Raw genomic sequence first — 24,704 nt, 5'->3', positions numbered from 1 at the left:
TCCTAATCCTTTCTTTTTAAGCTTCTTTTTCTAAGGTCTCATAGATTTCCTGAATGAGCTGTTCAGTCTTGTCCCAGCCCAAGCAAGGATCAGTAATGGACTTACCAAAGACTTCTGGCTCATTCTGGCGGCCATCCTCCAAATAGGATTCAATCATGAAACCACGCACCGACTTCTTGATTTGCTCATTCCAAGCACGGTTGATCAGAGTCTGACGGATAATCCGCACCTGCTCCAGATACTGCTTGCCAGAATTATCGTGGTTGGTATCAATTATGATAAAAGGATTGGACAGCTTCATATCTTCATAGCGTTTGATCACATCCAGAAGATTCTCGTAATAGAAGTTAGGCTTGTTCTTACCGTACTCATCTAACGCACCACGCAAAATCACATGCGCCAGGGGATTACCTAGAGTTTCCACTTCCTGACCATGGTAAAGGAAGATTTGCTTATTTTGTGCAGCGTAAACGGCATTAAACATGACTCCAAGATTGCCAGAGGTTGGATTTTTCATACCGACCGGCGCATCAATACCAGAAGCTACAAAGCGGTGTTCTTGATCTTCGACCGAACGAGCACCTACAGCATGATAACTAACCAAATCATCCACCAGCACTAGATTAGAAGGATAGAGCATTTCGTCAGCTGTGGTCAAGCCTGTCTCAGTAATTACTCGGTAATGAAGCTGGCGCACTGCCTTTAACCCATTGATCAAGCTTGGACTTTTTGAAGTATCCGGCTGGTGGACGAGCCCTTTATAGCCGTCACCATTGGTCCGTGGCTTGGCAGTATAAACCCGCATGACGACAAAAATCTTATCTGCCACCTTCTGCTGCAGGTCAGCCAAGCGGCGAGCGTACTCCAGCACCGCTTCTTCATTGTCAGATGAGCAGGGACCGATAACCAGGAGCAAGCGTTGATCCTCTCCCTTGATGATGGCGGCCAATTCCTGATCGCGCTGATTCTTCTTTTGTAAAGCTTGGTCTGACAAAATCGTTGCAGACTTGATCTGCTCGATGTCAATTTCCTGACCTTTTTCTATAAATGCCATATTATTTACCTAGTGTATCGTATATCTCATGGACGAGCTCGACCGTCTTGTCCCAACCTAGACATGGATCTGTGATAGATTTGCCAAAGACTTCTGGCTCATTTTGTCGGCCGTCTTCCAAGTAAGATTCTATCATAAAGCCACGAACAACCTTCTTGATTTTATCATTCCAGTCGCGGTTGATCAAAGTCTGACGAACAATACGGACTTGCTCCAAATACTGCTTGCCAGAGTTGTCATGGTTAGTATCGATGATGATAAATGGATTTTCTAATCCCATTGCTTCATACTGGGCGATTGTGTCCAGCAGATTATCATAATAGTAGTTTGGAATGTTCTTCCCATATTCATTGATGGCACCGCGCAGAATGGCATGAGCCAAGGGATTTCCACTCGTCTCTACTTCTCGATTTGCAAAGAGAAAGCTCTGTTTGTTTTGAGCCGCATAAATGCCATTAAACATGACATTCAGATTGCCAGATGTTGGATTTTTCAAACCAGTCGGGAAATCTGCTCCACTGGCTACAAAGCGGTGCTGCTGATCTTCAACAGAACGAGCACCAATCGCCATATAGGAAATCAAATCATCTACTAAGGGGAGATTTTCCGGGTAAAGCATCTCGTCAGCCGTCGTCATTCCAGTTTCTGAAATCACACGGTAATGCAGGTTGCGCACCGCCTTAATCCCGTTGATTAGGCTAGGTGCCGCTGTCGCATTAGGCTGGTGAATCAAGCCCTTATAGCCATCGCCATTGGTCCGTGGCTTGGCAGTGTAGACCCGCATGACCATAAAGATCCGATCTTTGACTTCTTCCTGAAGAGCTGCCAAACGCTTAGCGTATTCCAAGACAGCTTCTTCATTGTCTGAGGAGCAAGGACCGATGACCAAAAGGATACGATCATCCTCACCACGGATAATAGCTTCTAGTTGGCGATCTCGTTCTTGCTTACGAGCCAGAATAGAACCTTCTAACTTAGCAAGCTGACGCACTTCTGCTACATTGATTGGTTGACTAGTTGCTTTAAAGGTCATCTTCTCTCCTTATAAACTACTTCTTGCGACCATGACAGTTTTTAAATTTCTTACCTGAACCACATGGACATAAATCATTTCTTTTAACAGAAGACAAATCAACATTTTCTGGAAGATTTGGATTTTGGGCAGCAATATTGCGAGTAGCTGTCGTGCTGATACTGTGCTCTGTACGTGGACGTTCTTGCTCATGAATTTGTGCTTTCATCATGAGACGAGTCACATCAAACTCGATAGAGCCAATCATATCATTAAACATCCGGAAACCTTCTGCCTGATACTCAACAACTGGGTTGTTCTGAGCATAACCGCGCAATCCCACAGCCTGGCGCAATTGATCCAAGGCGTCGATATGATCTGTCCATTTGCTATCTACCACTCGGAGAATCAGCACTTTTTGGAACTCTTGGACTGCTTCTTCATCCCGAAGCTTAGAAATCTGATTGTCATAAACTTCAGAAGCTCGCTCCATCAAGTAATCTTTGATTTCTTGCTTGGATTTACCTTCTATATCATCAGCTGAGATAGAGTCCTCTGGTACAAGATTATATTTAGCAAAATTCAGAATCGCTTCAATTCTTTCATCATGGTCTGAATGGCTGCTACCATCTACGATCCGATTAATCGTCCGACGGATCATAGCATGAATTTCTGGAGCTAAATCACGGTCTGCTGTGATGACATCATAGCGTTGAGAATAAATAATCTCGCGTTGCTCACGCATGACATCGTCATATTGAAGGACTTGCTTACGAGTATCGTAGTTATTTCCTTCAACCCGTTTTTGAGCCGCTTCAACCTGACGCGTCAGCATCCGAGACTTGATGACGGACTCTTCTTCGCTCAGATTCATCCGGTCTAGCACGGCCTTAATGCGCTCTGAACCGAAACGTTTCATCAAATCGTCTTCTAGAGATAGGTAGAATTGTGATTCACCCGGGTCTCCTTGACGACCTGAACGTCCACGAAGCTGGTTATCAATCCGGCGGCTTTCATGGCGCTCTGTACCGATGACACAAAGTCCACCCAATTCACGCACACCTTCACCTAGCTTAATATCGGTACCACGTCCAGCCATGTTGGTCGCGATGGTAATAGCACCACGTTGACCAGCATTCATGATAATCTGTGCTTCTTTATAGTGGTTTTTAGCATTCAAAACTTCATGAGGAATTCCTGCAGCCACTAATTTTTGAGAAAGATAGTCACTCGTGTCAACCGATACTGTACCGACCAAGACAGGCTGACCTGTTTTGTAGCGCTCCTTGACGTCTTCTACTACTGCTTTAAACTTAGCTTCCAAGCTAGGATAGAGCAAATCTGGATGGTCAATACGTTGAACTGGGCGGTTCGTTGGGATTGGGATAACGCGAATATTATAAATTTCGCGGAATTCTTCTTCTTCTGTTTTACCAGTACCTGTCATCCCTGAAAGCTTTTTATACATACGGAAAAGGTTCTGATAGGTAATGGAAGCAGATGTTTTTGATTCTTCTTGGATAGGTACAGCTTCTTTTGCTTCAATCGCTTGGTGGAGCCCATCAGAGAAACGGCGACCTTCCATTGTACGTCCAGTAAATTGGTCAACGATGAGGATTTCCTGCTCTTCGCTCACGACATAATCCACGTCTAAGGTCATAATGTAGTTAGCACGCAGGGCATTGTCGATAAAGTGCGTCAAAGCAACATTCTCAAGATCGTATAGATTTTCTAAGTTGAAGTAACTTTCAGCCTTGTCAATACCAGAATCTGACAAACCAATAGTCTTGGACGGAACATCGATAATATAGTCATCTTTCTGAAGTGTTTTCACAAAGCTATCCGCTCTGTAATAAAGCTGATTGGTATCAGATGCTGTCGGTCCTGACACGATCAAAGGCGTACGGGCCTCATCAATCAAGATAGAGTCTACCTCGTCAACCAAGGCATAGTTAAGCGGACGCTGTACCATATTTTCAGCCCGAACCACCATGTTATCACGAAGGTAGTCAAAACCGATCTCAGAGTTAGTTGAGTAGGTGATGTCACAAGCATAAGCTTCTCTTTTTTCCATCGGAGACTTAGATGCCAGGTTGATACCAACAGAAAGTCCCAACCAAGAATAAAGTTCACCCATTTCAGTCGCATCACGCTCTGACAGGTATTCATTGACCGTTACTACGTGAACGCCTTTTCCAGACAAGGCATTCAGATATACCGGCATAGTCGCTGTCAAGGTTTTTCCTTCCCCTGTACGCATTTCGGGTACATCTCCGTGGTGAAGGACAATCCCTCCCATAATCTGAACCTTATAGGGGAAGAGACCAAGAACACGTTTAGCTCCTTCACGGACAACCGCAAATGCTTCGAACAGAAGTTGATCTAAAGTTTCACCTTTTGCATAGCGTTCCTTAAACTCAACCGTTTTTGCTTGCAGTTCTGCATCAGTCAAGGCCGCCATTTCATCCTCATAGGACATGACCTTGTCTGCCATCTTTTCTAATTTTCTTACTTCACCTTTATCATTTTCGATGATTGATTTTAAAATATTAGCCATTTTATTCCTTACTCGCTATGTTCTGTTTATAAATGTTTCCTCTCATTATAGCATGTTTCCCCATATCTTTCAAGAAATAATCCATTTAGCAACTGGTCTAAAAGGCCGTCAGTTCTCTATTTACAAGCCTATCTGCCTAGCTTATCCCAGAGCAAAACTTACTAAAGAATCATGGTTTCTAGAAAGTAGTTTCTCGCAAAATTCTCATAATTTAGATATAATAATAGCAATGAATATCAAAGAAGAAATTATCAAATTATCAAAAGAAATTGGCATTTCTAAGATTGGCTTTACAACAGCAGATGACTTTGACTATCTGGAAAAGTCGCTGCGCTTGGCTGTCGAAGAAGAGCGAAATTCAGGGTTTGAGCATAAAAACATTGAGGAGCGAATCAAGCCTAAGCTGAGTCTAGCATCGGCCAAGACCATTATCTCTATCGCTGTCGCCTATCCCCACAAGCTCAAGCAGCAGCCGCAAAAAACAGCCTACAAGCGGGGAAAATTCACTCCCAACAGCTGGGGACTGGACTACCACTATGTCCTTCAGGACAAGCTGGACCGACTAGCCAAGGGAATCGAAGAGCTGACCGCTGACTTTGAGTACAAGGGCATGGTAGATACAGGTGCTCTGGTAGACACCGCCGTAGCACGACGAGCAGGAATCGGCTTTATCGGCAAGAACGGTTTGGTCATCTCCAAAGAATTTGGCTCCTATATGTTTTTAGGAGAGCTAATCACCAATCTGGACATCGAACCTGATCAGCCTGTCGATTATGGCTGCGGAGACTGCAATCGTTGCGTGACAGCCTGTCCTACCTCCTGCCTCATTGGCGATGGAACTATGAATGCCAAACGCTGTCTATCCTTTCAGACCCAAGACAAGGGCGTCATGGATCTGGAATTTCGAAAGAAAATCAAAACAGTCATCTATGGTTGCGATATCTGCCAAATCTGCTGCCCCTATAATAAAGGCTTGGACAATCCGCTTGCAACAGAGATTGACCCTGAACTAGCTCATCCTGAGCTCCTGCCTTTCTTGGAACTTTCTAATGGTCAGTTTAAGGAGAAATTTGGTCATATAGCAGGTAGCTGGCGGGGCAAAAACATCTTGCAGCGCAATGCCATCATTGCTCTAGCCAATGCTAATGACCGCTCTGCTATTCCCAAACTACTGGAAATTATCGACAAGGGGCAAAACCCTATCCATATCGCTACGGCTATCTGGGCATTGGGTCAACTGGTGCGCGAAACCAATCCTGAAATGATTGAGATGATTCTCGCTGTGAAAAATCCAACAGAAGCGATCAAAGAAGAACAAGCTCAATTCCTAAAGAAATTCCACTTAACCAACTAAAAATAAATACAGTCTGATTTAGAAACTGCTTCAAGGCGCAGCCTCATACTAAATCAAACTGTATTTTTATGTTATTCAATTAGAAGCCATCTACGTTGGTGTAGATTTTTTGGACATCTTCATCGTCTTCAAGGACGCTATACAATTTTTCGAAGGTTTCGAGGTCGTCACCAGTCAACTCCACTTCTGACTGAGGAATCATTTCAAGCTCTGTCACTTGGAATTCTTGGATACCAGATTCACGCAAGGCCACGATTGCTTTATGCAGATCAGTTGGTGCTGTATAAACGGTGATGCTTCCATCTTCTGCCTCCACATCATCCACATCTACATCTGCTTCTAAAAGCAATTCAAAGATACTGTCTGCATCATCCCCAGCAAAAACGATGACACCTTTATTATCAAAAAGATAAGATACAGAGCCACTAGCCCCCATGTTCCCGCCATTTTTCCCAAAGGCTGCACGAACATTGGCTGCAGTCCGGTTGACATTCGAAGTCAAGGTATCAACAATCAGCATAGAACCATTTGGTCCAAAGCCTTCATAACGACCTTCTGTAAAGGTTTCATCCGTATTTCCCTTAGCCTTATCAATCGCCTTGTCAATAACATGCTTTGGTACTTGCGCTTGCTTAGCACGATCAATAACAAACTTAAGGGCTGTATTTGACTCAGGATCTGGATCGCCTTTTTTCGCTGCTACATAGATTTCTACACCGAATTTAGCATAAACTTTTGAGTTTGCGCCGTCTTTAGCTGTTTTCTTAGCTACAATATTGGCCCACTTACGTCCCATTGGAATTTCTCCTTTAACCATTCTACATTTTTAATCTTCCTTATTATAACACAGGAAAGACGAAAAATCATCCAACAAAAACAGGAATCTTCTCAATTCCTTAAAATAATCCAGCCAAATACGAACTTAAATCAAAATAACCTCTGATCTGCTTTACGGGCTCCTTATCTACTCTACTTTGCTAAAATTTTGTAGCACCCCATCTATATAGCAGTATAACTGAGATAAAAAGGATCAATGCATCATTTCCCAGGTCTTCTAACAAATCACATCCTTTAGGCCTGTTTGACAGTAATATACCTACCTTGCCGAAATATTCTCTCTTTTGTTACTACTAAAACTAAGTGCGCACATAAACAAAAAAGCGATAACTTCTTTACGAAGTTATCGCTTTTTCTGAGTTGTTAACTCATCGTTCACAACTCTTTAGTGATTACTATCCAAGTTAGAAAGAATTAATCTTCTTCTTTCAATCTTGGTTTAATCAAGCTGACACCTGCGAGTGTCGCAACAATTCCTAACCAAGTACTGCTGCAGACGATGATTTCTCACCTGTATTTGGCAGAGCAGTAGTTCCAGAAACTCTTGGTTCCACCGGCTTGTTCGGTACTTGTTTATTTGGTACCGGAGCTGGTGTTGGTGGAACAGGTTTTGGTTCCGGAGTTGGTGTTGGTGGAACCTCAGCCTTCTTGTATGTTACGACTTCATCGGCTGGTTTAGCTGAATCTGCTGTAACCTTCACATCTGCTACGCTTGCTTTGTCCGCTACGTAACCCTTGATGTCTGGTGAAGTTTGTCCCTTGATCACGTCATCTTGTGAAGTCCATGGGCCTTTTTCTACGATTTGTTTCGTTACGACATTGATCTTCAGAATACGCGTGAATTTAGCGCTGTCTGTGAAGCTTGGTGCTGCTTCCTTGCCATCTTCGTATACGTAAGTGATCGTACGGCTCAATTCTTTCACAGCTTCTTGTTGAGCTGACTTGATCTTATCATCTGTCCACTTAGGTCCATCCGGATTACTTGGATCCATTGGATCGTTTGGTTTCGGTGGATTATTTGGATTGAATGGTACTACGCCTTCTTCCAGTTGAACAGTGTAGTTTTGGTCCTTGCTTGCATCATCATCAAAGTTTTGTGGATCCTTGAACTCATCATTCACAACCTTGTAACCTTGGTTAGTCAATTCTTTCAACTTCGCAAGGTATTGGTCACGGCTAATTGGTTCGCCTGACTTACCACCTTCTGAGATCTTCGCCAATTCTTTCTTAGCTTGGTCTACGAAGGTGATGGTTGCTTTTTGATCAGCCTTCTTGTAAGTTACGACTTCATCTGCTGGTTTAGCTGAGTCTGCTGTAACCTTCACATCTGCTACGCTTGCTTTATCCGCTACGTAACCCTTGATGTCTGGTGAAGTTTGTCCCTTGATCACGTCATCTTGTGAAGTCCATGGGCCTTTTTCTACGATTTGTTTCGTTACGACATTGATCTTCAGAATACGCGTGAATTTAGCGCTGTCTGTGAAGCTTGGTGCTGCTTCCTTGCCATCTTCGTATACGTACTTAATCGTACGGCTCAATTCTTTCACTGCTTTCTTGTTGAGCTGACTTGATCTTATCATCTGTCCACTGAGGTCCCCCTGGATTGCTTGGATCCATTGGAGTATCTGGTTTCGGCGGGTTATTCGGATCGAATGGTACTACAACTTGACGCATAGCAACGGTGAAGGTTTGATCCTTCTTATCGTCGTTGTCGAAGGTCTTAGGTCCCTTGAACTCATCATTCACAACCTTGTAACCCTTGTCTGTCAATTCTTTCAGACGGGCTGCGTAGTTAGTTGTACCGATTGGCTCACCTGACTTACCGCTTTCAACTACCTTAGTCAATTCCTTATTACCGTCAGTTTGGTCTACGAAGCTGATAATCGCTTTTTGACCATCCTTCACGAAGTTGATTGGTGTATCCTTAGTTGGATCACTTGGAATTGGTGGTGGGTTGTAACCCTTGCTTGGATCGCTCGGATCTTTCGGTGTCAATGGTGTTGTGCCATCTGGGCCTACTGGTGTAGTGCCTGGTACATGTGGAATCACTGGAAGGTCAGTGCCTGGCTTGCTTGGATCTTTCGGATCGTTTGGATATGGAAGATTTGGTACTTTTGGAAGTCCGTCTGGTACATTTGGTACGTATGAACCAAGTTTGCTGTACTTAACTGTTTCTTCGCTATCCTTATCGTCAGGAGTCACTGTCTTCGCTGCTACATTGGCCTTATCTGCCACAAATCCAGTTACTACTGGTGTAGCTTCTTGTGCCAATTCTTTCGTAGCTGGTGTCCATGCGCCGAAGGTTTCAACGCCAGTTACACGGTTTCGTTCACCTGTACGTGTGAAGGCTGCTTCTTGAGTCACTGGAGCTTTCAGAGCTGGACGACCTGCTGTTTGACCATCTGCGTATTCGTACTTGATCGTACGTGATACTTTCTTGTTGAGCTTAGCTGGGTCTGTAATCTTCTCTGTACCTTGACGAAGAGTAACGGTGAAGGTTTGATCCTTCTTATCGTCATTATCGAAGGTCTTAGGTCCCTTGAACTCATCGTTCACAATTTCGTAACCCTTGTCTGTCAATTCTTTCAGACGGGCTGCGTAGTTAGTTGTACCGATTGGCTCACCTGACTTACCGCTTTCAACTACCTTAGTCAATTCCTTATTACCGTCAGTTTGGTCTACGAAGCTGATAATCGCTTTTTGACCATCCTTCACGAAGTTGATTGGTGTATCCTTAGTTGGATCACTTGGAATTGGTGGTGGGTTGTAACCCTTGCTTGGATCGCTCGGATCTTTCGGTGTCAATGGTGTTGTGCCATCTGGGCCTACTGGTGTAGTGCCTGGTACATGTGGAATCACTGGAAGGTCAGTGCCTGGCTTGCTTGGATCTTTCGGATCGTTTGGATATGGAAGATTTGGTACTTTTGGAAGTCCGTCTGGTACATTTGGTACGTATGAACCGAGCTTCTTGTATTGTACAACTTCTTCACTGTTAGCGTCGCCAGCTTTCACTGTCTTCGCTGCTACATTAGCCTTATCTGCCACGAATCCAGTTACAACTGGTGTAGCTTCTTGAGCCAATTCTTTCGTAGCTGGTGTCCATGCAGTGAAGGTCTTTTCACCAGTTACAGCATTTATTTTACCAGTACGTGTGAAGGTTGCTTCTTGAGTTACAGGAGCTTTCAGAGCTGGACGACCCGCTGTTTGACCATCTGCGTATTGATACTTGATGGTACGTGTAACCTTGCTGTTCAAATCAGCTGGATTCGTATTGTCATCCACGCGTGGGGTTACGACAACTTTCCAAACTTGGTCTTTTGTCTTATCGTTATCAAACTTCTGACCACTTGGTTGAGTGAAGCCATCACTTACAAGTTTGTAACCTGCTTGTTGAAGTTGAGCGATACGGCTAGCAGTTGAATAAACAACATCTTCACCTGATTTACCTGTAACACCGTCTGTGTAAAGAGTCTTAGCTGGAACACCGTTTTGTCCATCTGTCACATACTCAATGATACCGCGTTGATCATCTTGGCTGTAGCTTACTACTTCATCTTCATTAGGAGATGTAGGAGTAACAGTTGCAGCTGGAACGCTTGGTTTGTCTGGGGTGAATCCAGTAACTGCTGGAGAATCAACCTTTGGAAGTTCTTCACTTGGCTTGTTCCATTGTCCAGGAGTTTCAACACCTGTCACCTTGTTCACAGAAACTGGGCGAGTAAATGTTGTTGTTTGAGTAACTGGACGAGGAAGTGCTGGACGACCTGTGGTCACTCCATCCTTGTATTGGTAACGAACGTTACGAGTAACATCTTTTGTTTCTTGTTTTGTCTCAATACGTGGAGTAAGAACAACTTCCCATGTTTGATCTACATTGTTATTGCTGTCAAATTTTTGACCGCCAGCTTTAGTAAAGCCATCGCTAACAAGATCATAACCCAACTGTTTAAATTCATTGATTTTCGCAGTTGTTGTGTAGTTGACAGGAGTGTTTGAATTACCTGTTACGTTATCTGTGTGGAGAGTCTTAGCTTCAACACCATTCTTACCATCTGTACGGTAAACGATGCTTCCCTTTTGAGTTGCAGCAGAATAGCTTACAATTTCACGCCAACTTGGATCTGTTGGAGCAACAGAGGCTGAATTTACACGTGGTTTATTTGGTGTAAAGCCTGCTACTTCTGGACTATCAACAGCAGCTACATTTTGACGGCTAGGTGTCCAGTTACCGTATGTCTTCTGACCAGTTACTGGATCTTCTGACACTTGGCGAGTAAATTGAACTGTTTGCTCAACCGGTTGCGGAAGTGCTGGACGATTTCTAGTCACACCGTCTTCATATTCGTAAGCGACTGTACGAGTAACATCCTTAGTTTCAGTTGTTACTTTCGGATCATTCTTACGGTATGAAACGATTTCACGCCAGCTTGGGTCTGTTGGTGAAACAGAGGCTGAATTTACACGAGTTTTATTTGGTGTAAAGCCTTTAATCGCTGGTGTATCAACCGCATCTACAGTTTGACGACTTGGTGTCCAATTGCCGTATGTCTTTCTACCAGTCGCTGGGTCTTCTGACACTTGACGAGTAAATTGTACATTTTGTTGTACTTCACGTGGAAGTGCTGGACGATTTCTAGTCACACCATCTTCGTATTCGTAAACTACTGTACGAGTGACGTCTTTTGTTTCAGTTGTTACTCTTGGCGCAATCTTGTCGTAGTATACTGTTACATCACTTGGGGTAGAACCTGGATTTACTGTAAGCCCTGGAACTGTCGCTATATCTGGTGTATATCCTGGTACATCTAGAGAATCTACAGGCGCAAAATTCTTAGATGAAGGACTCCATGGACCTGGTCGACCACCTGTCACAGTCCGAGTGAACTCAGCTGTTTGAGTATAAGCTGGCGGAAGTGTCGGTCCTGTCACACCTGGTTTATATTTATAATAAATAGTACGAGAGACTGTCTTCTTTTCTGTCTTCGTATCAGTTGCACCTTTACGGTAAACGTAGGTTACTGTACCGTTGGTACCCCAGTCAGCCAGAGTTCCTGAAGGTGGCAAACTACCATTTTTCATCCGGACAAAGCCATAGCCTGGGATTGTTTTTTGTTCAGTGGTATAAGGTTTACCTTTGAAGGCACCTTGTGGATAAGCTACTGAGCCTTCAGCGATTTCTCGACCTTGCTCATCTTCATAACGTACGTCAACAGAGGCACTTTGATAGAAATCAAAACGCTTGATTTGGAACTGTTGCAAGTTCTTGTAGTTACCCGTCGTCGCCGTAACCACCATGGACATCAGTTCTTCTGGAGTAGAAACTTTCTTCTTCCATTGCTTGATACCAAGATTACTTTCGTAAGAGACAGTTAATTCCTTGGTTACACCGTCATACTGGATAGCAAATCTGTGGAAACGACCATCCAAGTCACTTGAGTCCAGGCGCTGAGCACTACCAGCGTCTGTCTCAGCCCACCAACGCTCATATGTGCCACTAGGTCCGAAGAGACCACGAGCACCAGGAACTTGTTTATGAGTGGTATTTACCCAAGCACCGAACTGTCCCAGACGAGGGTCTTCAGCCCAACCGTATTGGAAGGAATCCGTATTGCTAGTGTCAAAACGATTTCCTTTTGGCGGGGTGTGGACGTTCCAGAAAGTATCCAGTTTGAAACCAGTCGCATTACGCAAACCACCGATACCAAGGTTACCACCATCAGCACCTAGGTCTGTTGTGTTCCCTGTATGGAAGGCAAAACCGATACCATCGGCACCATAACGTTCCTGAGTCTTGCTACCAAGGTTAACTCCTCCAGTCAGCTTGAAGCTTTGGTTCATATTAATCTTACTCTTCAGACTGAAGTTACCTGTCTTAGAGTTTTCATCTGGAGTAAGGGTTACGATACCATCGTATGAATTATAGGTAGCTGAACCATTCAATCTGAAGTAGTCAAGGAAGTTTTCTTTCGTTACAGTTGTTTTCCCTGTTTGTGGGTCAAACGAACGGAAGCCGCTTTCTCCTGATTTACGGAAATCAGCGTAACCTTTATTTACTTCGTTTTGAGCTGCTGCTAATGTGGAATTAGCCTCACTCTTAGCTACTGCATTTGGTGTTTTGCTAGCTGTTGCCAAACTAGCTGCTTGGCTAGCTGCTTTTTCAACTGATACTTTAGGTTCCACAGCAGCAGTTGATTCTGCTGCAGCTTCAGATGAAACCGCAGTTGACTCTGCAGTAGCTGAAGAAGCTGGTGAAGCTGCTGGAGCCTCAGACTGAGCTGCAGGGGCAGCTGATTGACTAGTCGCTACTGAAGCTTTAGATGCTTGTGAAGTAGCTTCTTTCAAGACTGCTTCACTTTTTGAAGCAGCTTCTGATTTAACAGTCTTGTCTTCTACTTTGCTAGACAAGTCCTCAGCAGAGGTAGAAGATGCTGTAGAAACAGCACTTGAAACTGTATTGCTTTCAGCAACAGTTGCTACGGTTGAATCCTTACCTATGGCCGACTCAGAATCAGAGTCATCCGTTCCCGAATCTTTCCCTGAATCCGGCACAGAGGTCGTTTTCTCCGTAGAGGTGGTTGAAGAATCTGTCTTAGCTAGCGTATCGGCTGAGACAACATTCCCCCCAAAGAACATGAAAGCTGCGACTGCTACAGAAGCCACGCCCACATTAAACTTACGAACTGAGTATCGAAGTCGTTTCTCAGCACTCGCACGGTTTAATCTGCGTCTCGCATTTTTATCCATGAACATCTCTCCTTTTTAAAATATAGTTCAACCACCTATTACTCAACACCTTAACGCCTGAGCAGCAAAGTATTTTATAATATATGATTGGTGGTTATAATGCCAAAATTTGAACATCAAACCATACCTATAATTATACCGTTTTTCTCCTATTATATCAAGGATTTTTCTATCTAATTTTTTCTGTAACAAAAGTGACATATATTATTATTGGAACAAGGAGTTCTTGTGCCTTTGTTATCTTGAAAACGCTACCCTTAAAGAAAAATCATCCTTCCAGACTAAAAATAAGCCAAAACAAAAAGAATCCTTAACAGGAATGTGTACCAAAAATTAGACTCAAAATCTAACAATTAAGACACATTCCCTGCTTAGGACTCTCTCAATTTTTATTGAAACTCTGCTTCAACTCGGTAAATAACCTGACCCTTGCTAGAGAATTTTTGCTCATATTCGGTTAGAACATTGCCTTCAAAGTCACTGGCATGAAGATCCAGCCAAACACCTTTGAGAACCATGCCATACTGCGAAAAGCTGACCAGACTGTATTCAAACAAGCCACGATTATCCGTCTTGAAGTGGATTTCTCCTTTTTCTGGCAAAATCTGCTTAAACGTATCCAAGAAAGACTTATAGGTCAGCCGGCGTTTTTCATGCCGCTTCTTAGGCCACGGATCAGAGAAATTCAAATAAAGCCGATCAATCTCTCCGTCTGCAAAGTAGTTGGTCAAATCTGAACCATCCACCCAGAGCAGCTTAATATTGGGTACATCAGCCACCAAAACCTTATCCAAAGCATAGCTGAGAACAGACTTCTGAATGTCAATTCCGATATAGTTGATATCTGGATTAGCCTTGGCCATTCCTGTGATAAAGGCCCCCTTGCCACTTCCGACTTCAATGTGGATAGGGTGGTCATTACCAAAAATTTCCCGCCACTTTCCCTTGGCATCAGCTGGATTTAGAATTACATAGTGGGGGTTGGCTTCTAATAGTTCAGTCGCCCCCTTACGATTTCTTACTCTCATCTTACCTTTCCATACTTAGAACGGAAGTTGCGTAGAGCGTAAATCTCCCGGTTCACATTTTCTAAATCATTGTTTTCGTAATATTTAGCAATCTGCATCAGATAAGAGTATTGACCAAACCAATACAGTTTTTTGACAACCTTGTCATTGTACTTATAACCGTAGTAGGTCAGCCACTCCTGCCAATTGGTATCTGGGATATAGTGACTCAAGATATGAGCCACATCCAACATTCTATCCGTCAAGCGAACGGAATCCCAATCCACCAAATAAATCAAGCCACTGTCCGTCTGGAACCAGTTGCTATGGCGCACATCCCCGTGGACAATCGTCGCATAGTCCTCACGGAAAGCAGGGACCGTTTGCCGCAAATCCCGAATAATAGATTGCAGGTACTGATTGTTCCTCAAAACGACCGGCGCTTGATTGAGCCAGCTATTGATTAAATCGATCGGCGTTTCCAAAATATAACCCAATTTAGCCAACTGAGTCATCAGAGGGCGCGACCGATGCAAACGCGTTAAAATATTGATTACTTGCTTTTTCGACATGTCATTTGGTGTTAAAATGGCACCTGAAAGCCATTCTTGGCCACTCATAACATTGCCATCTGGCAAGCGTCGACTCCACAGAAGTTGCGGAGCAATTTGTTCTCTGGCTAAACCTGCCAGAATCGGGGTCGTATTCATCTTGACGAAAACTCGCCCCCCGTCTGGATAAGTTCCCATATAGGCCTTTCCGCTCTTACCAGCTATTGGTGTCAGGGTTAGCTCGTTATCAACCAAGACCATGATTCCCCTCCTTAAAAAGTTTCCTTACTATTTTACTAATTTTCATTCTTTTAGTCAACCAATCTTTTCAGCTTATATGGCAAATAGACAAGATACAAGAAGGTCGTCATCCCAAGCAATGCTAGCACAGCTATTTTATCTTGAAAACAAAGCGCTGCTACTAGCGTTTCAAACAGTAAGACACTGTATCCAATCCCTGTAATAACCTGTCTTGATCCCTTGATTTTAGACCTGCTATCCAGCGGGAAAAGCTGGGTTAGATACTGATAATCAAAGGCTTCATACAAGGCCAGCAACTGAAAGAGCAACAGATAGTTGAATAGGACGACAAAACCTGCAGCAATCCAAGGCTGGCTAACAAAAGCAATTGTCAGCAGGGCTAAAAGCAGGAGACGCAAGGTCAGAGGGAATAGATCGCCATTGCGAAGATAAGAGCGCAGAAACATATTTTGCCAAGTCTTGGCATGGATCTTAGGCAAAAGTCTCGTCAGCCCGTCCAAGTAAGCTCTTCTTTTAACACTATTGGAAATGCCTTTTACATTTGTAAAGAGGGCGAAGAAACGAAGAACTTTCTGCTTGCGCCCTTCCTCAGCTGCAATTGCAAACTGCCAATCGAGGCGGTCAACCAAGAAAAAGCGACGTCCCTTGAACTGAAAGACTAGCCATTTTAGCAATAACATAAGGAGACAGTACAGCCCAAAGCCCCAGATTGGCAAACCTAGAGCCAAAAACAGGGGCGCTAACAAAAGCAGCAACAAGGTTTGTAGTAGGCCAAAGAGGATATAAGACCGCTGGATTTGTCCCTTAACAAACTCAATGACTGCCTGCTCCTGCACCAGCAAGAAGAGCATGTCTGGCTTCTCCAGATAGGTTGCAATACCGCCAAAAGGAAGAATGAGCACAGAAAACAAGACTAATCCTACTATTATCGGCCAAGACTGACTAGGGAAATTCCGCAGCAATTGATTGTACTGAACCGCCAGAAATCCGAGAAAAATCAATAAAAACAGGACAAAGTGATCATTGAGAACATAGCGCAAATACTTCAGGCAGCGCTGACGGAAATCCTGCTTGCGTTTAGCAAATACTTCTTTCATAAGGCAACCTCTTCCGTCAAGGCAAGATAGATGTCATTGAGACTAGCTTCCGGCATCTGAAATTGCACTCGCAACTCAGCTAAATTGCCCTTAGCGCGCACCTGCCCTTTATGCAAAATCACAAAGCTATCACACATCTTCTCAGCCGAATCCAGTACGTGGGTACTCATGAGGATGGATTTACCTTTTTTCTTTTCCTCATCCAAGAGCTGGATAAGGTCTGCAATAGCTACCGGATCCAGCCCCAAAAAGGGTTCGTCCACGATAAAAAGACTAGGATCTACCACGAAAGCACAGATAATCATGACCTTCTGCTTCATCCCCTTAGAGAAATGCACTGGAAACCAGTCCAATTTATCCTTCAGTCGGAAGATAGTCAACAAGCTCTCCACGCGCTCAAAAGCAACTTCCTGCTCGATATCGTAAGCCATGGCCACCGTTTCAATATGCTCACGTAGGGTCAGCTCTTCGTAGAGACTCGGTGTCTCTGGGATAAAACCAATCTTCTTACGGTAGGCACTAGGATTTTCTCGCAGCTGCAAACCATCAATCCGAATTTCTCCCTTATAAGGCGTCAATAAACCGATAATTTCATTGATGGTGGTGGATTTACCAGCACCATTGAGACCAATCAGCCCAACCAGCTGACCATCGCCCACTTCAAAGCTAATATCTTTCAAAACAGGAATGTTAATATAGCCTCCTGTAAGGCCTTTGATTTCTAACATATTTTCTCCAAATTCTGGTATAATGTTCTTATATTTTAAATTATAACAAAAATCTAGCGAATAGAGGTATCATTTATGGCTGATTGCATTTTTTGTAAGATTATCACAGGGGAAATCCCCTCTTATAAAGTTTATGAAGACGACCAGGTAGTAGCCTTTCTAGACATTTCTCAGGTCACTCCAGGCCATACTTTGGTCGTTCCCAAACAGCACTTCAGAAACCTTCTAGAAATGGATGCAGATAGCACAAGCCAGCTCTTCGCTCGTGTCCCAGACATCGCCCGCAAGGTCATGAAAGCAACAGGTGCCAAAGGCATGAACATTCTTAATAACAACGAAGAAATTGCCGGCCAGACCGTCTTCCATACACATGTCCATCTAGCCCCTCGCTACGATGAGACAGACGGCTTACAAATCAGCTTTGAAGCCCACGAACCAGATTTTCCAGCCTTGGCTCAATTGGCTGAAAAAATTACCCAAGCTTAAGGAGGAACTATGAAATTTTCAAATCTTATGCTGTTCACAGGTGCTGCCTGGACCAGCTACCGATTGGTCAAAAACCGGAAGGCAATTAGCCAAGAAGTCGTCGAAACATCCGATATCTTGGACAAAATTCAGGACAATTTAGCTAACATCCAGCACAACATCGCCATTATCCAAGAACAGCGAGACAATATCAAAGAGATGGCGCAGGATCTGACTTACAAATACAAGGTTTTCGAAAAACAAGCCCAGGCTCAAATCGCACAAATACAGGACATCTGGCAATAGAAAACTTTCTCATAGCAACAAAAAACCTACCAATCTCAAAAGGTTAGACTATAATTTAAGTAAAGGACTTAGTTCTGTATTGCTCAGAGTTGAGTCCTTTTAGTTTGACATCAACGAAAGATATCTAATTTTAAAATTCCAAAGAAGGACTCCTTCATACCGTTGTCAGGGCTATTTCCCTTGCGTGACATGGATGGCTGAATCCCCTTCTTCTCCAAAAATTGATGATAAGAAGCGTGTTGATATTATCAGACTTGGTCTCTGTAAAGAATGGTATTTCCCTGATATTTCTCTGTAAATGCTTCCTCCAACATAGTTTTCACTTGTTCCAAGTTCGGTGAGCGAGTAATTTCGACAATCTTTAGAAGAATATCAAAAAAAACTCAATTAGCAATTCTTGGATAATTTCCGTTTTTCTTCTCTCTTTTCCTCCTTCAATTGAAATTTTATAAACTTTTTAGAACAGCATCCTTCGCTCTTAGGCATTCATTTTCTGCTTGAAGAGCTTTTAGTTATGTCTCATCTCCTCTCAGATTTTCTTTGGCTTACGATCCATTATAACTTATAACTGGGCCACAGGTATCTTCAACCAAGTCATATATAGCCAAATCAATCCTTGATTCTACTTGTCAATGGAAGTAATCTTTTAGGGCAATTCGTCTATTGTATAAAAACTATATTAGAGACGATTATAGTCTTGTTTTTCTTTGTGAAACATGGAAAACACCTCGCAACTCTTCTTACATCTTTTATTCAATTTTACACAAAGAAAAGCCCTTAGAAACTGGTGTTCTAAGAACTTTGTCTTCAACCTGAATCGCAGCCTAAGGCTTCTTTCTTAACTTAATTCTGCCAAAATCGCCTTCAGTTGCTCCTTCGTATGAACACCAGCTACTTGCTTAACGATTTGACCGTCTTTCTTGAACAGAAGGGTCGGAATGGACATAATGCCGAATTCACGGGCAGTATTAGGATTTTCATCCACATCCATTTTAAGGATTTTCAGTTCATCTTCATGAACTTCCTCCGCCAACTGCTCCAAGATAGGCGCCTGCATGCGGCATGGACCACACCAAGTTGCCCAAAAATCAATCAGAACCAGTCCGTCTTTTGTCTCTTCAGCGAATGTTGCATCTGTAACTGCTGCTACCATAAATCTTCTCCTTTGAATAGCTTACTTTTGATAATATTGTACACCAAACCCAGAGGAAAAGAAAATATTTGCTACGGAGTACCCGATGCTTCCCTACTTAAAGATTACAATCGTCGCGCCACTGCCACCAGCATTTTGCGGTGCATAGCCGAAGGACTTGACCTGCTTGTTGCGGCGGAGGTATTTTGTCACCCCTTCACGGATAACACCCGTTCCGATACCGTGGATAATATCCACCTGAGCCATGTTATTGAGAAGGGCCTGATCGATAAAGGCATCGAGTTCTTCCATGGCCTCTTCATAGCGTTTGCCACGCAGATCCAATCTGGCTCTTGGACCTTTGGTATTGGTTCGCTTGACCACATTGACCTGCTTGCGCTTAGGTTGCTGCTCCTTTTCAGCCTTGAGTAAGTTGAACTCCTGCTCTTCTAGTGTCATCTTGATAAGACCGACCTGAGCTTCCCAGCGTCCGTCCTTGAGCTGCTTGACCAAGGTTCCCCGCTGACCATAGCTGGTCACCAGGATATCATCTCCCACCTTGGGCGCCCGATTTTTCTTGGCCTGCTTGAGCACCTTATTCTTTGATAAATCAACCGTTTCTGGTGCCAACTTTTTAAGCTGGGCCTTGGCTTCAATAATCTCATGCGGTTTGAGACTGGATTTATCATGGAGATTTTTGAGAATGCTCTCGCTCTCTGACAAGGCCATGTCAACGATTTCCTGGGCTTCCAAGCGCGCCTTATTGAGCTCGGTTTCCTTTTCTCGATTAAACTCATTGTAAAGTTTTTTGAGGGCTCGGTTAAATTTGAGATTTTCCTGCTCGACCTCACGGATATTATCCAAGCGCTTACGGCTTTCCAGCGTCTGCTCCTCTAGACGCTCAATGATCCGATTGACATCGCTGTCTGTGTTGGTCTGCTCTTGGGCGTGGCTAACGATAACTTCCGACAAGCCCAAACGCCGAGCAATTTCAAAGGCATTGGAGCGGCCAGGTACTCCCTGCATAAAGCGATAGGTCGGCCGCAAACTATCTGTATCAAATTCCATGCTGGCATTTTCCACCCAGTCCGTCTCAATCCCATAGGCTTTGAGCTCAGGATAGTGGGTCGTCGCCATGGTTTTAATCTGTCTTAGCCTTAAATCTTCCAAGATAGCAATGGCCAGAGCTGCTCCCTCCTGAGGGTCAGTCCCAGCTCCCAGCTCATCCAGCAGAACCAGACTCTCGCTATCAACCTGCTCTAAAATAGAGACGATATTAGTCATGTGACTGGAGAAAGTCGACAGGCTCTGCTCAATGGACTGCTCATCACCAATGTCTGCAAAAATCTGACTGAAAATCCCGACGTGGCTACCCTTGTCCGCCAGAATCGGAAGGCCTGACTGGGCCATGATCTGAGCCAAGCCCAAGGTCTTCAGCATGATGGTCTTACCACCCGTATTAGGGCCTGTAATGACAATTTCTGTCAAGTCCGGCCCGAAATGCAGGTCATTAGCCACTGCATTTTCAATCAGGGGATGGCGGACACTAAGTAGCTGAATATCCTGCTCCTCCGACAGGTCTGGCACCACCGCTCCCGTCTCCTGCATGAAGCGGACCTTGGCACGCACCAGGTCCAGATGTCCAATAATCCAAGCATTGTTGGCAATTTCAGCCGCATGAGGCCGTATCATATCCGACATGGCCTGCAAAATCCGCTGAATTTCATAGCGCTCGTCCGCCCGACTGCTAGCAATTTCTTCATTGAGATTAACCACCGCCCGCGGCTCAATGTAAACCGTACTACCGCTGGCCGAAATATCGTGAACGACGCCCGCAATACGATTGCGGTAGGTATTTTTCACAGGCAGCACATTACGGCCGTTCCGACTGGCCACCACTTGGTCTGCCAGCATGTCACCCTTGGTTTTGAGAATCTCTTGAAGAATATCTCGAACCTGAACTTCATTTTCTTGGATTTTCCGGCGAATACGACTCAACTCTTCACTAGCAAAACTTTCGAGAAAGCCCCCATCATTGATAGCTTGCAGGCTTCCCTGAATACTAGGAAATTCTACTAGATTGTTAAAAAGACGATCCAAACGCTCCAATTGGACATTTTCCAAGTCCTCGTAGAAGGACACCAGCTCATGCGTCACAGCCAAGACCCTCTTGAGGGCTAAAAACTCCTCAATATTCAGGTCACTATCCAGCTCTAGGCGCTTGGTCAAGCCCCTAATATCCTGAATCGTTCCCAAACTAAAGTGCGGATGTTGCACAAAAATCTGCCGCATATCGGACATTTCCAAAAAAGAGGCAGCAATTGATTCTTTTTTACTGTTTGGCTGGAGCTGCTTCAACTCCAATTCTCCCAGCTCAGTCAGCAGATAGGGAGAAAAAAGCTCCTTGATTTTATCAAATTCCAATGTTTCTAAAATTTTATGATTCATCATGTTCATTCTATTTCTATATGATTTAAACTGAAAAAGAAACTCAGCTACAGGGCAACTGAGTCTTAATTATCCGATAATTTTTGTGACCCAAAGGTCATGTAAAATGTATGAAGTTACAGGCGTGTGATTGATAATAAACCGAATCAGCAAACTCGAATTTAAGCGTTCTTGGATAAAGGACATGGGTACAGTAGCTAAAATAGTCAGTCCCATCTCGATGACAAAGAGTGAGATGAAGACCGCAATAGCCCCACTAACCATATTGAAAACTTTGGTATCCCACTTATTCGGATAGGGAATTAAATTTACAAAAATCCCAAAAAAGCGGCCTACTATATAAACAAGACTGAAAACAAGAAGATAAGCCAGCCCCGCATAAAAAACCTTATCCAAATGGAAAAGTTGGGAATTTGCAAAGAAATAAGTCGAGCTGCCTTTGACAGCGCTAGCATAGGGCACCCACAAGCTGATAGACTTAGCCAAGCCCTGATATAGAGCTCCAGCCACCAGCATGGATACAATCGTCATCGCAGCATAATATCCCTGCAGAACAATCCCACGCGAGTAGCCAATATAAAAGCTCCAAGCTAATATTAGTAAAATAATAATTGCAAACACTATCTTTCCCCTGTATTAGCTGACTTTTCTCTTAATTCGCTAAGCATTTTGCGACGAAGACTTTCCAATTCTTTTTCCTTATCATCAAATTCAATCTCGCGACTGAGCTGAGTAGATAAACTATTAATCGCCAACAAAATGGCCAAGACTTCATCATCTGCCGCAGGCATCTGCTCTTTAATAGCCTTATATTTTTCCTTAGCAACCCGCTCCACTTCTTCCATAAAAAGATTATCGTGTTCTGTTGTTAAAGTTAAGGTTTTGTTTCCAAATGTAAACTTATATCTATTCAAATTTGCCATAAAATCACCTCATGATATTATACCAAAAATCCCTACATTTGTCAGGTAGAAATCTGCTATCCGTCCTTTGATAAATTATAACTCTTTCGTATAATAGTATCGCTCACCTGTATAAGGATATTCTTTTAATCTAAACACTTCTTCATAACCATGCTTCTTATAAAAGTCTGGCGCTTGAAAATGAAAGGTATCCACAAATGAATACTTACACTTCCTTTCACGAGCTTCCTCTTCCGCCCTTTGCAAAATATCCGAGCCCAACCCTTGCCCTCGTAACGCCTCACTCACATATAAATACTCAATTTCAAGCCAATAACCAAACGTTTCGGCTACCAGACCGCCCATTAAATTTCCGTCCTCATCTTCGACAAAGATATTGAGAGGCTCACTTATTGAAGCTTCCCTTTTAGAGCGATTATAAGCTCGGATTAAATTCCCAAGTTCCTGGACTTGTTCAGATTCTTTATTTTCCAATCTCAATTTCATTAGAGTCTCCTTCTTACTTATCAAACAAATCTTAAACCTATTCTACCATTTTAGCAAGATAAGTAGAATTTATTCATTCCAAAAGTAAAAATTTGAAAGATAGCTACCTTAAAATATATTAGAAAAGACAAGGCAGCAAACCTTGTCTTTATACCGTATCTAATAGTTCTCTTATTCATAGACTTTCTGAATGAATATCACCCTTTATTTATACTCACCCTTACGAACCAGCACTTTCGTAGGCGTCCAAGCCCCTATCCCAGAGTTTCAAGGAAATGACAAAGAAGATAAGAGAAATCAGGATCAAACCACCAATGTTAAAGAGTCCATTCTTGTCCTGCAAGAAATAGCTAGCAGGATAGTAGGCTGTAAAAGCAAAGGGAACGATAAAGCTAATCAACCAACGAAGAAGCGAATTGTAAATGGAAATCGGATACTTAGCAAAGTCATTGAACATATAGAAAATGTAAATCATCGCGCCTGACTGCTTGGTCCAAAAAGCGATACTGGCTGTCGCAATTTTCAAGGAAGTATAAATCAATGTCGCAAAAGGAATACAAACTAGGAAAAGCAAAAATTTAGGAAAGGTCCAGCTAATACTGGTGACCGTTGTCGCCAGTAGGATTCCACCGACCAAGAGTTCTCCCAAAGCATCAATCTGAAAGGTCTCGACTAGGATGTGAAAGAGAGGGTTGATAGGACGAGTCAGGTATTTGTCAAACTCTCCCTTTCGCACCAAGCGTTGCCCCAGTGCCCAGAGATTGTCAAAAAAGAGATGGTCCAGTCCCTTGGGAATCAAGGAAAAGCCATAGATAAAAGCAATTTCTTGAAATGTCCAGCCTTCTAGCGAGGGGATGTGTTGAAAGAGTACGTTGAGAAACAAGAGGTTCAACCCTTGAGTCAGGAAAACACCTAAACACCAACCACAAAATCGACCTTGTACTCCATGATTTGCTTGATGTATTGTCTGATAAAAATCAGATGCATGCGTTGATATTTTTTCATATTAACCTCCCTGAATGGTGATAAATGACTGGACTCGTTTCCAAATCAACTGAGACAAGCCCACCATCACTATGAGCCAGAAGAACTGTAGCAAGAGTGCTTGAAGAATCTGACTGGCATCGTATTTTCCAACAATGATCATGACTGGAGTATAAATCAAGGATGAAAAAGGCAAGAAGGACAGAATATCTGATACGATCTTTGGAAAGAAAGCCAAGGGAATCAAACTCCCAGACATAAAGTCAATCAGAGAATTCTTAAGCAGATTAGAGCCCCATAAATTTTTAAACACAAAGGCTGAAAATCCAAAACAGATATTAAAGAAAAAGTTGATCAGGTAGGCTAGGATTAAGCTAAAGAGATAAAGGATGGTTAATCCTAGCACTTCTACAACCCCTTGCCTAGATAAAATTTTCATCAATACGATGACACTTAAAAATGGCAGTCCAACAGAGATAAAAATCAACCACTTGGAACCAAGTTCTGTGAAAAGATAAGAAGCCGCAAAATGCACTGGTCTCAACAAACGCATGATAATGGAACCATCCTTGACCTCCTCACCAATCATAAAGGAGCTATCCGATCTGGTCAAGAGATTGGTCACAAAACTCATGATGATGTAGAGGGTGATATCTGCCATACTGAAACCCTGAATCAAAGACTCTTGCGAGGAATCAAAGACAGCCTTCCAGAGATAAAATTCCACAAAAGCACCCATGACATCGCCAATCCGATAA

19 protein-coding genes and 2 pseudogenes (1 of these 21 cut by a window edge) are annotated in these 24,704 nt (G+C 43.3%); 3 read left to right on the top strand and 18 right to left on the bottom strand.

What is annotated here, in order from left to right; translation table 11 throughout:
- Positions 1-16 precede the first annotated feature (16 nt).
- Genes I872_RS01720 through secA form a run of 3 tightly spaced genes read right to left on the bottom strand, consistent with a single transcriptional unit; the run spans position 17 to position 4,623 of the window.
- Positions 17-1,054, bottom strand: a complete 1,038-nt coding sequence (locus I872_RS01720) for a 3-deoxy-7-phosphoheptulonate synthase (RefSeq protein WP_015604436.1) — start codon at positions 1,052-1,054, stop codon at positions 17-19.
- A gap of 1 nt (position 1,055) precedes the next feature.
- On the bottom strand, positions 1,056-2,087 hold the full coding sequence (locus tag I872_RS01715; protein ID WP_015604435.1) for a 3-deoxy-7-phosphoheptulonate synthase: 1,032 nt from the start codon (positions 2,085-2,087) through the stop codon (positions 1,056-1,058).
- A gap of 16 nt (positions 2,088-2,103) precedes the next feature.
- Positions 2,104-4,623 carry a preprotein translocase subunit SecA gene (gene secA, locus I872_RS01710; protein ID WP_015604434.1) on the bottom strand — a complete coding sequence of 840 codons (2,520 nt, stop codon included), beginning with the start codon at positions 4,621-4,623 and terminating at the stop codon, positions 2,104-2,106.
- A 229-nt stretch (positions 4,624-4,852) separates the two neighbouring features.
- On the opposite strand from secA, the gene queG reads away from it, so the two are divergent.
- Positions 4,853-5,977 (top strand): tRNA epoxyqueuosine(34) reductase QueG, encoded by a 1,125-nt coding sequence (queG, locus tag I872_RS01705; protein WP_015604433.1) that lies wholly within the window; start codon positions 4,853-4,855, stop codon positions 5,975-5,977.
- 79 nt (positions 5,978-6,056) lie between these two features.
- Here queG and I872_RS01700 read toward each other — a convergent pair whose 3' ends face one another.
- The 7 genes from I872_RS01700 to I872_RS01670 form a co-directional block, all read right to left on the bottom strand.
- Positions 6,057-6,773: a YebC/PmpR family DNA-binding transcriptional regulator gene (locus tag I872_RS01700; RefSeq protein WP_015604432.1), complete on the bottom strand. Its 717-nt coding sequence runs from the start codon at positions 6,771-6,773 to the stop codon at positions 6,057-6,059.
- A gap of 517 nt (positions 6,774-7,290) precedes the next feature.
- Complete coding sequence (locus I872_RS01695; protein ID WP_015604431.1) at positions 7,291-8,394, bottom strand: mucin-binding protein; 1,104 nt, start codon at positions 8,392-8,394, stop codon at positions 7,291-7,293.
- Positions 8,336-13,558 carry a mucin-binding protein gene (locus tag I872_RS10665; protein WP_015604430.1) on the bottom strand — a complete coding sequence of 1,741 codons (5,223 nt, stop codon included), beginning with the start codon at positions 13,556-13,558 and terminating at the stop codon, positions 8,336-8,338. The genes I872_RS01695 and I872_RS10665 overlap by 59 nt, the downstream gene beginning before the upstream one ends.
- Positions 13,559-13,947: 389 nt before the next feature.
- The gene (gene trmB, locus I872_RS01685) at positions 13,948-14,586 is read right to left on the bottom strand and encodes a tRNA (guanosine(46)-N7)-methyltransferase TrmB (RefSeq protein ID WP_015604429.1); all 639 of its coding nucleotides are present in this window, start codon (positions 14,584-14,586) and stop codon (positions 13,948-13,950) included.
- Positions 14,583-15,377, bottom strand: a complete 795-nt coding sequence (gene ccrZ / locus I872_RS01680) for a cell cycle regulator CcrZ (protein WP_015604428.1) — start codon at positions 15,375-15,377, stop codon at positions 14,583-14,585. The genes trmB and ccrZ overlap by 4 nt, the downstream gene beginning before the upstream one ends.
- Before the next feature lie 50 nt (positions 15,378-15,427).
- Complete coding sequence (locus I872_RS01675; RefSeq protein WP_015604427.1) at positions 15,428-16,474, bottom strand: ABC transporter permease; 1,047 nt, start codon at positions 16,472-16,474, stop codon at positions 15,428-15,430.
- Positions 16,471-17,202, bottom strand: coding sequence for an ABC transporter ATP-binding protein (locus I872_RS01670; protein ID WP_015604426.1), 732 nt, complete (start codon positions 17,200-17,202; stop codon positions 16,471-16,473). The genes I872_RS01675 and I872_RS01670 overlap by 4 nt, the downstream gene beginning before the upstream one ends.
- 75 nt (positions 17,203-17,277) lie before the next feature.
- Here I872_RS01670 and I872_RS01665 point away from each other — a divergent pair, with 75 nt between their 5' ends.
- Both I872_RS01665 and I872_RS01660 read left to right on the top strand, forming a co-directional pair.
- On the top strand, positions 17,278-17,688 hold the full coding sequence (locus I872_RS01665) for an HIT family protein (RefSeq protein WP_015604425.1): 411 nt from the start codon (positions 17,278-17,280) through the stop codon (positions 17,686-17,688).
- A gap of 9 nt (positions 17,689-17,697) precedes the next feature.
- Entirely contained in the window at positions 17,698-17,973 is a 276-nt protein-coding gene (locus I872_RS01660; RefSeq protein ID WP_015604424.1) for a hypothetical protein, read from the top strand.
- A 55-nt stretch (positions 17,974-18,028) separates the two neighbouring features.
- On the opposite strand, the pseudogene I872_RS10745 reads toward I872_RS01660, so the two are convergent.
- From I872_RS10745 to I872_RS01625, 8 genes and pseudogenes are all read right to left on the bottom strand, one after another.
- Positions 18,029-18,323: pseudogene (locus I872_RS10745) on the bottom strand (IS3 family transposase); the annotation flags it as partial.
- A gap of 488 nt (positions 18,324-18,811) precedes the next feature.
- Complete coding sequence (gene trxA / locus I872_RS01655) at positions 18,812-19,126, bottom strand: thioredoxin (protein ID WP_015604423.1); 315 nt, start codon at positions 19,124-19,126, stop codon at positions 18,812-18,814.
- Positions 19,127-19,219: 93 nt separating this feature from the next.
- On the bottom strand, positions 19,220-21,553 hold the full coding sequence (locus I872_RS01650) for an endonuclease MutS2 (RefSeq protein ID WP_015604422.1): 2,334 nt from the start codon (positions 21,551-21,553) through the stop codon (positions 19,220-19,222).
- 69 nt (positions 21,554-21,622) lie between these two features.
- Positions 21,623-22,174, bottom strand: coding sequence for a CvpA family protein (locus tag I872_RS01645; protein WP_015604421.1), 552 nt, complete (start codon positions 22,172-22,174; stop codon positions 21,623-21,625).
- Positions 22,174-22,476 carry a cell division protein ZapA gene (locus I872_RS01640; protein WP_015604420.1) on the bottom strand — a complete coding sequence of 101 codons (303 nt, stop codon included), beginning with the start codon at positions 22,474-22,476 and terminating at the stop codon, positions 22,174-22,176. The genes I872_RS01645 and I872_RS01640 overlap by 1 nt, the downstream gene beginning before the upstream one ends.
- 75 nt (positions 22,477-22,551) lie before the next feature.
- Entirely contained in the window at positions 22,552-22,962 is a 411-nt protein-coding gene (locus I872_RS01635; protein WP_041826775.1) for a GNAT family N-acetyltransferase, read from the bottom strand.
- A gap of 220 nt (positions 22,963-23,182) precedes the next feature.
- Positions 23,183-23,967, bottom strand: a pseudogene (locus tag I872_RS01630) (ABC transporter permease).
- Between the two features lies 1 nt (position 23,968).
- On the bottom strand, positions 23,969-24,704 hold the 3' portion of the coding sequence (locus I872_RS01625; protein WP_005591119.1) for an ABC transporter permease. 83 nt of this gene lie beyond the right edge of the window; only the last 736 of its 819 coding nucleotides appear in the window; its start codon lies off the right edge, out of view — the gene reads right to left on this strand; its stop codon occupies positions 23,969-23,971.

It is taken from the genome of Streptococcus cristatus AS 1.3089, assembly GCF_000385925.1.
GTDB classification, from domain to species: Bacteria; Bacillota; Bacilli; order Lactobacillales; family Streptococcaceae; genus Streptococcus; species Streptococcus cristatus_B.
The sequence above is the reverse complement of the archived record's forward strand: the minus strand, read 5'-3'. Positions and strand labels throughout refer to the sequence as shown.

Excerpts from the sequence above, each read along its gene's own strand:
- I872_RS01715 (WP_015604435.1), bottom strand. The coding sequence starts at position 2,087 with ATGACCTTTAAAGCAACTAGTCAACCAATCAATGTAGCAGAAGTGCGT.
- trmB (WP_015604429.1), bottom strand. The coding sequence starts at position 14,586 with ATGAGAGTAAGAAATCGTAAGGGGGCGACTGAACTATTAGAAGCCAAC.
- I872_RS01635 (WP_041826775.1), bottom strand. The coding sequence starts at position 22,962 with ATGAAATTGAGATTGGAAAATAAAGAATCTGAACAAGTCCAGGAACTT.
- ccrZ (WP_015604428.1), bottom strand. The coding sequence starts at position 15,377 with ATGGTCTTGGTTGATAACGAGCTAACCCTGACACCAATAGCTGGTAAG.
- I872_RS01650 (WP_015604422.1), bottom strand. The coding sequence starts at position 21,553 with ATGAATCATAAAATTTTAGAAACATTGGAATTTGATAAAATCAAGGAG.
- I872_RS01695 (WP_015604431.1), bottom strand. The coding sequence starts at position 8,394 with ATGATAAGATCAAGTCAGCTCAACAAGAAAGCAGTGAAAGAATTGAGC.
- I872_RS01670 (WP_015604426.1), bottom strand. The coding sequence starts at position 17,202 with ATGTTAGAAATCAAAGGCCTTACAGGAGGCTATATTAACATTCCTGTT.
- trxA (WP_015604423.1), bottom strand. The coding sequence starts at position 19,126 with ATGGTAGCAGCAGTTACAGATGCAACATTCGCTGAAGAGACAAAAGAC.
- I872_RS01700 (WP_015604432.1), bottom strand. The coding sequence starts at position 6,773 with ATGGGACGTAAGTGGGCCAATATTGTAGCTAAGAAAACAGCTAAAGAC.
- I872_RS01640 (WP_015604420.1), bottom strand. The coding sequence starts at position 22,476 with ATGGCAAATTTGAATAGATATAAGTTTACATTTGGAAACAAAACCTTA.
- I872_RS10665 (WP_015604430.1), bottom strand. The coding sequence starts at position 13,558 with ATGGATAAAAATGCGAGACGCAGATTAAACCGTGCGAGTGCTGAGAAA.
- queG (WP_015604433.1), top strand. The coding sequence starts at position 4,853 with ATGAATATCAAAGAAGAAATTATCAAATTATCAAAAGAAATTGGCATT.
- secA (WP_015604434.1), bottom strand. The coding sequence starts at position 4,623 with ATGGCTAATATTTTAAAATCAATCATCGAAAATGATAAAGGTGAAGTA.
- I872_RS01660 (WP_015604424.1), top strand. The coding sequence starts at position 17,698 with ATGAAATTTTCAAATCTTATGCTGTTCACAGGTGCTGCCTGGACCAGC.
- I872_RS01675 (WP_015604427.1), bottom strand. The coding sequence starts at position 16,474 with ATGAAAGAAGTATTTGCTAAACGCAAGCAGGATTTCCGTCAGCGCTGC.
- I872_RS01720 (WP_015604436.1), bottom strand. The coding sequence starts at position 1,054 with ATGGCATTTATAGAAAAAGGTCAGGAAATTGACATCGAGCAGATCAAG.
- I872_RS01665 (WP_015604425.1), top strand. The coding sequence starts at position 17,278 with ATGGCTGATTGCATTTTTTGTAAGATTATCACAGGGGAAATCCCCTCT.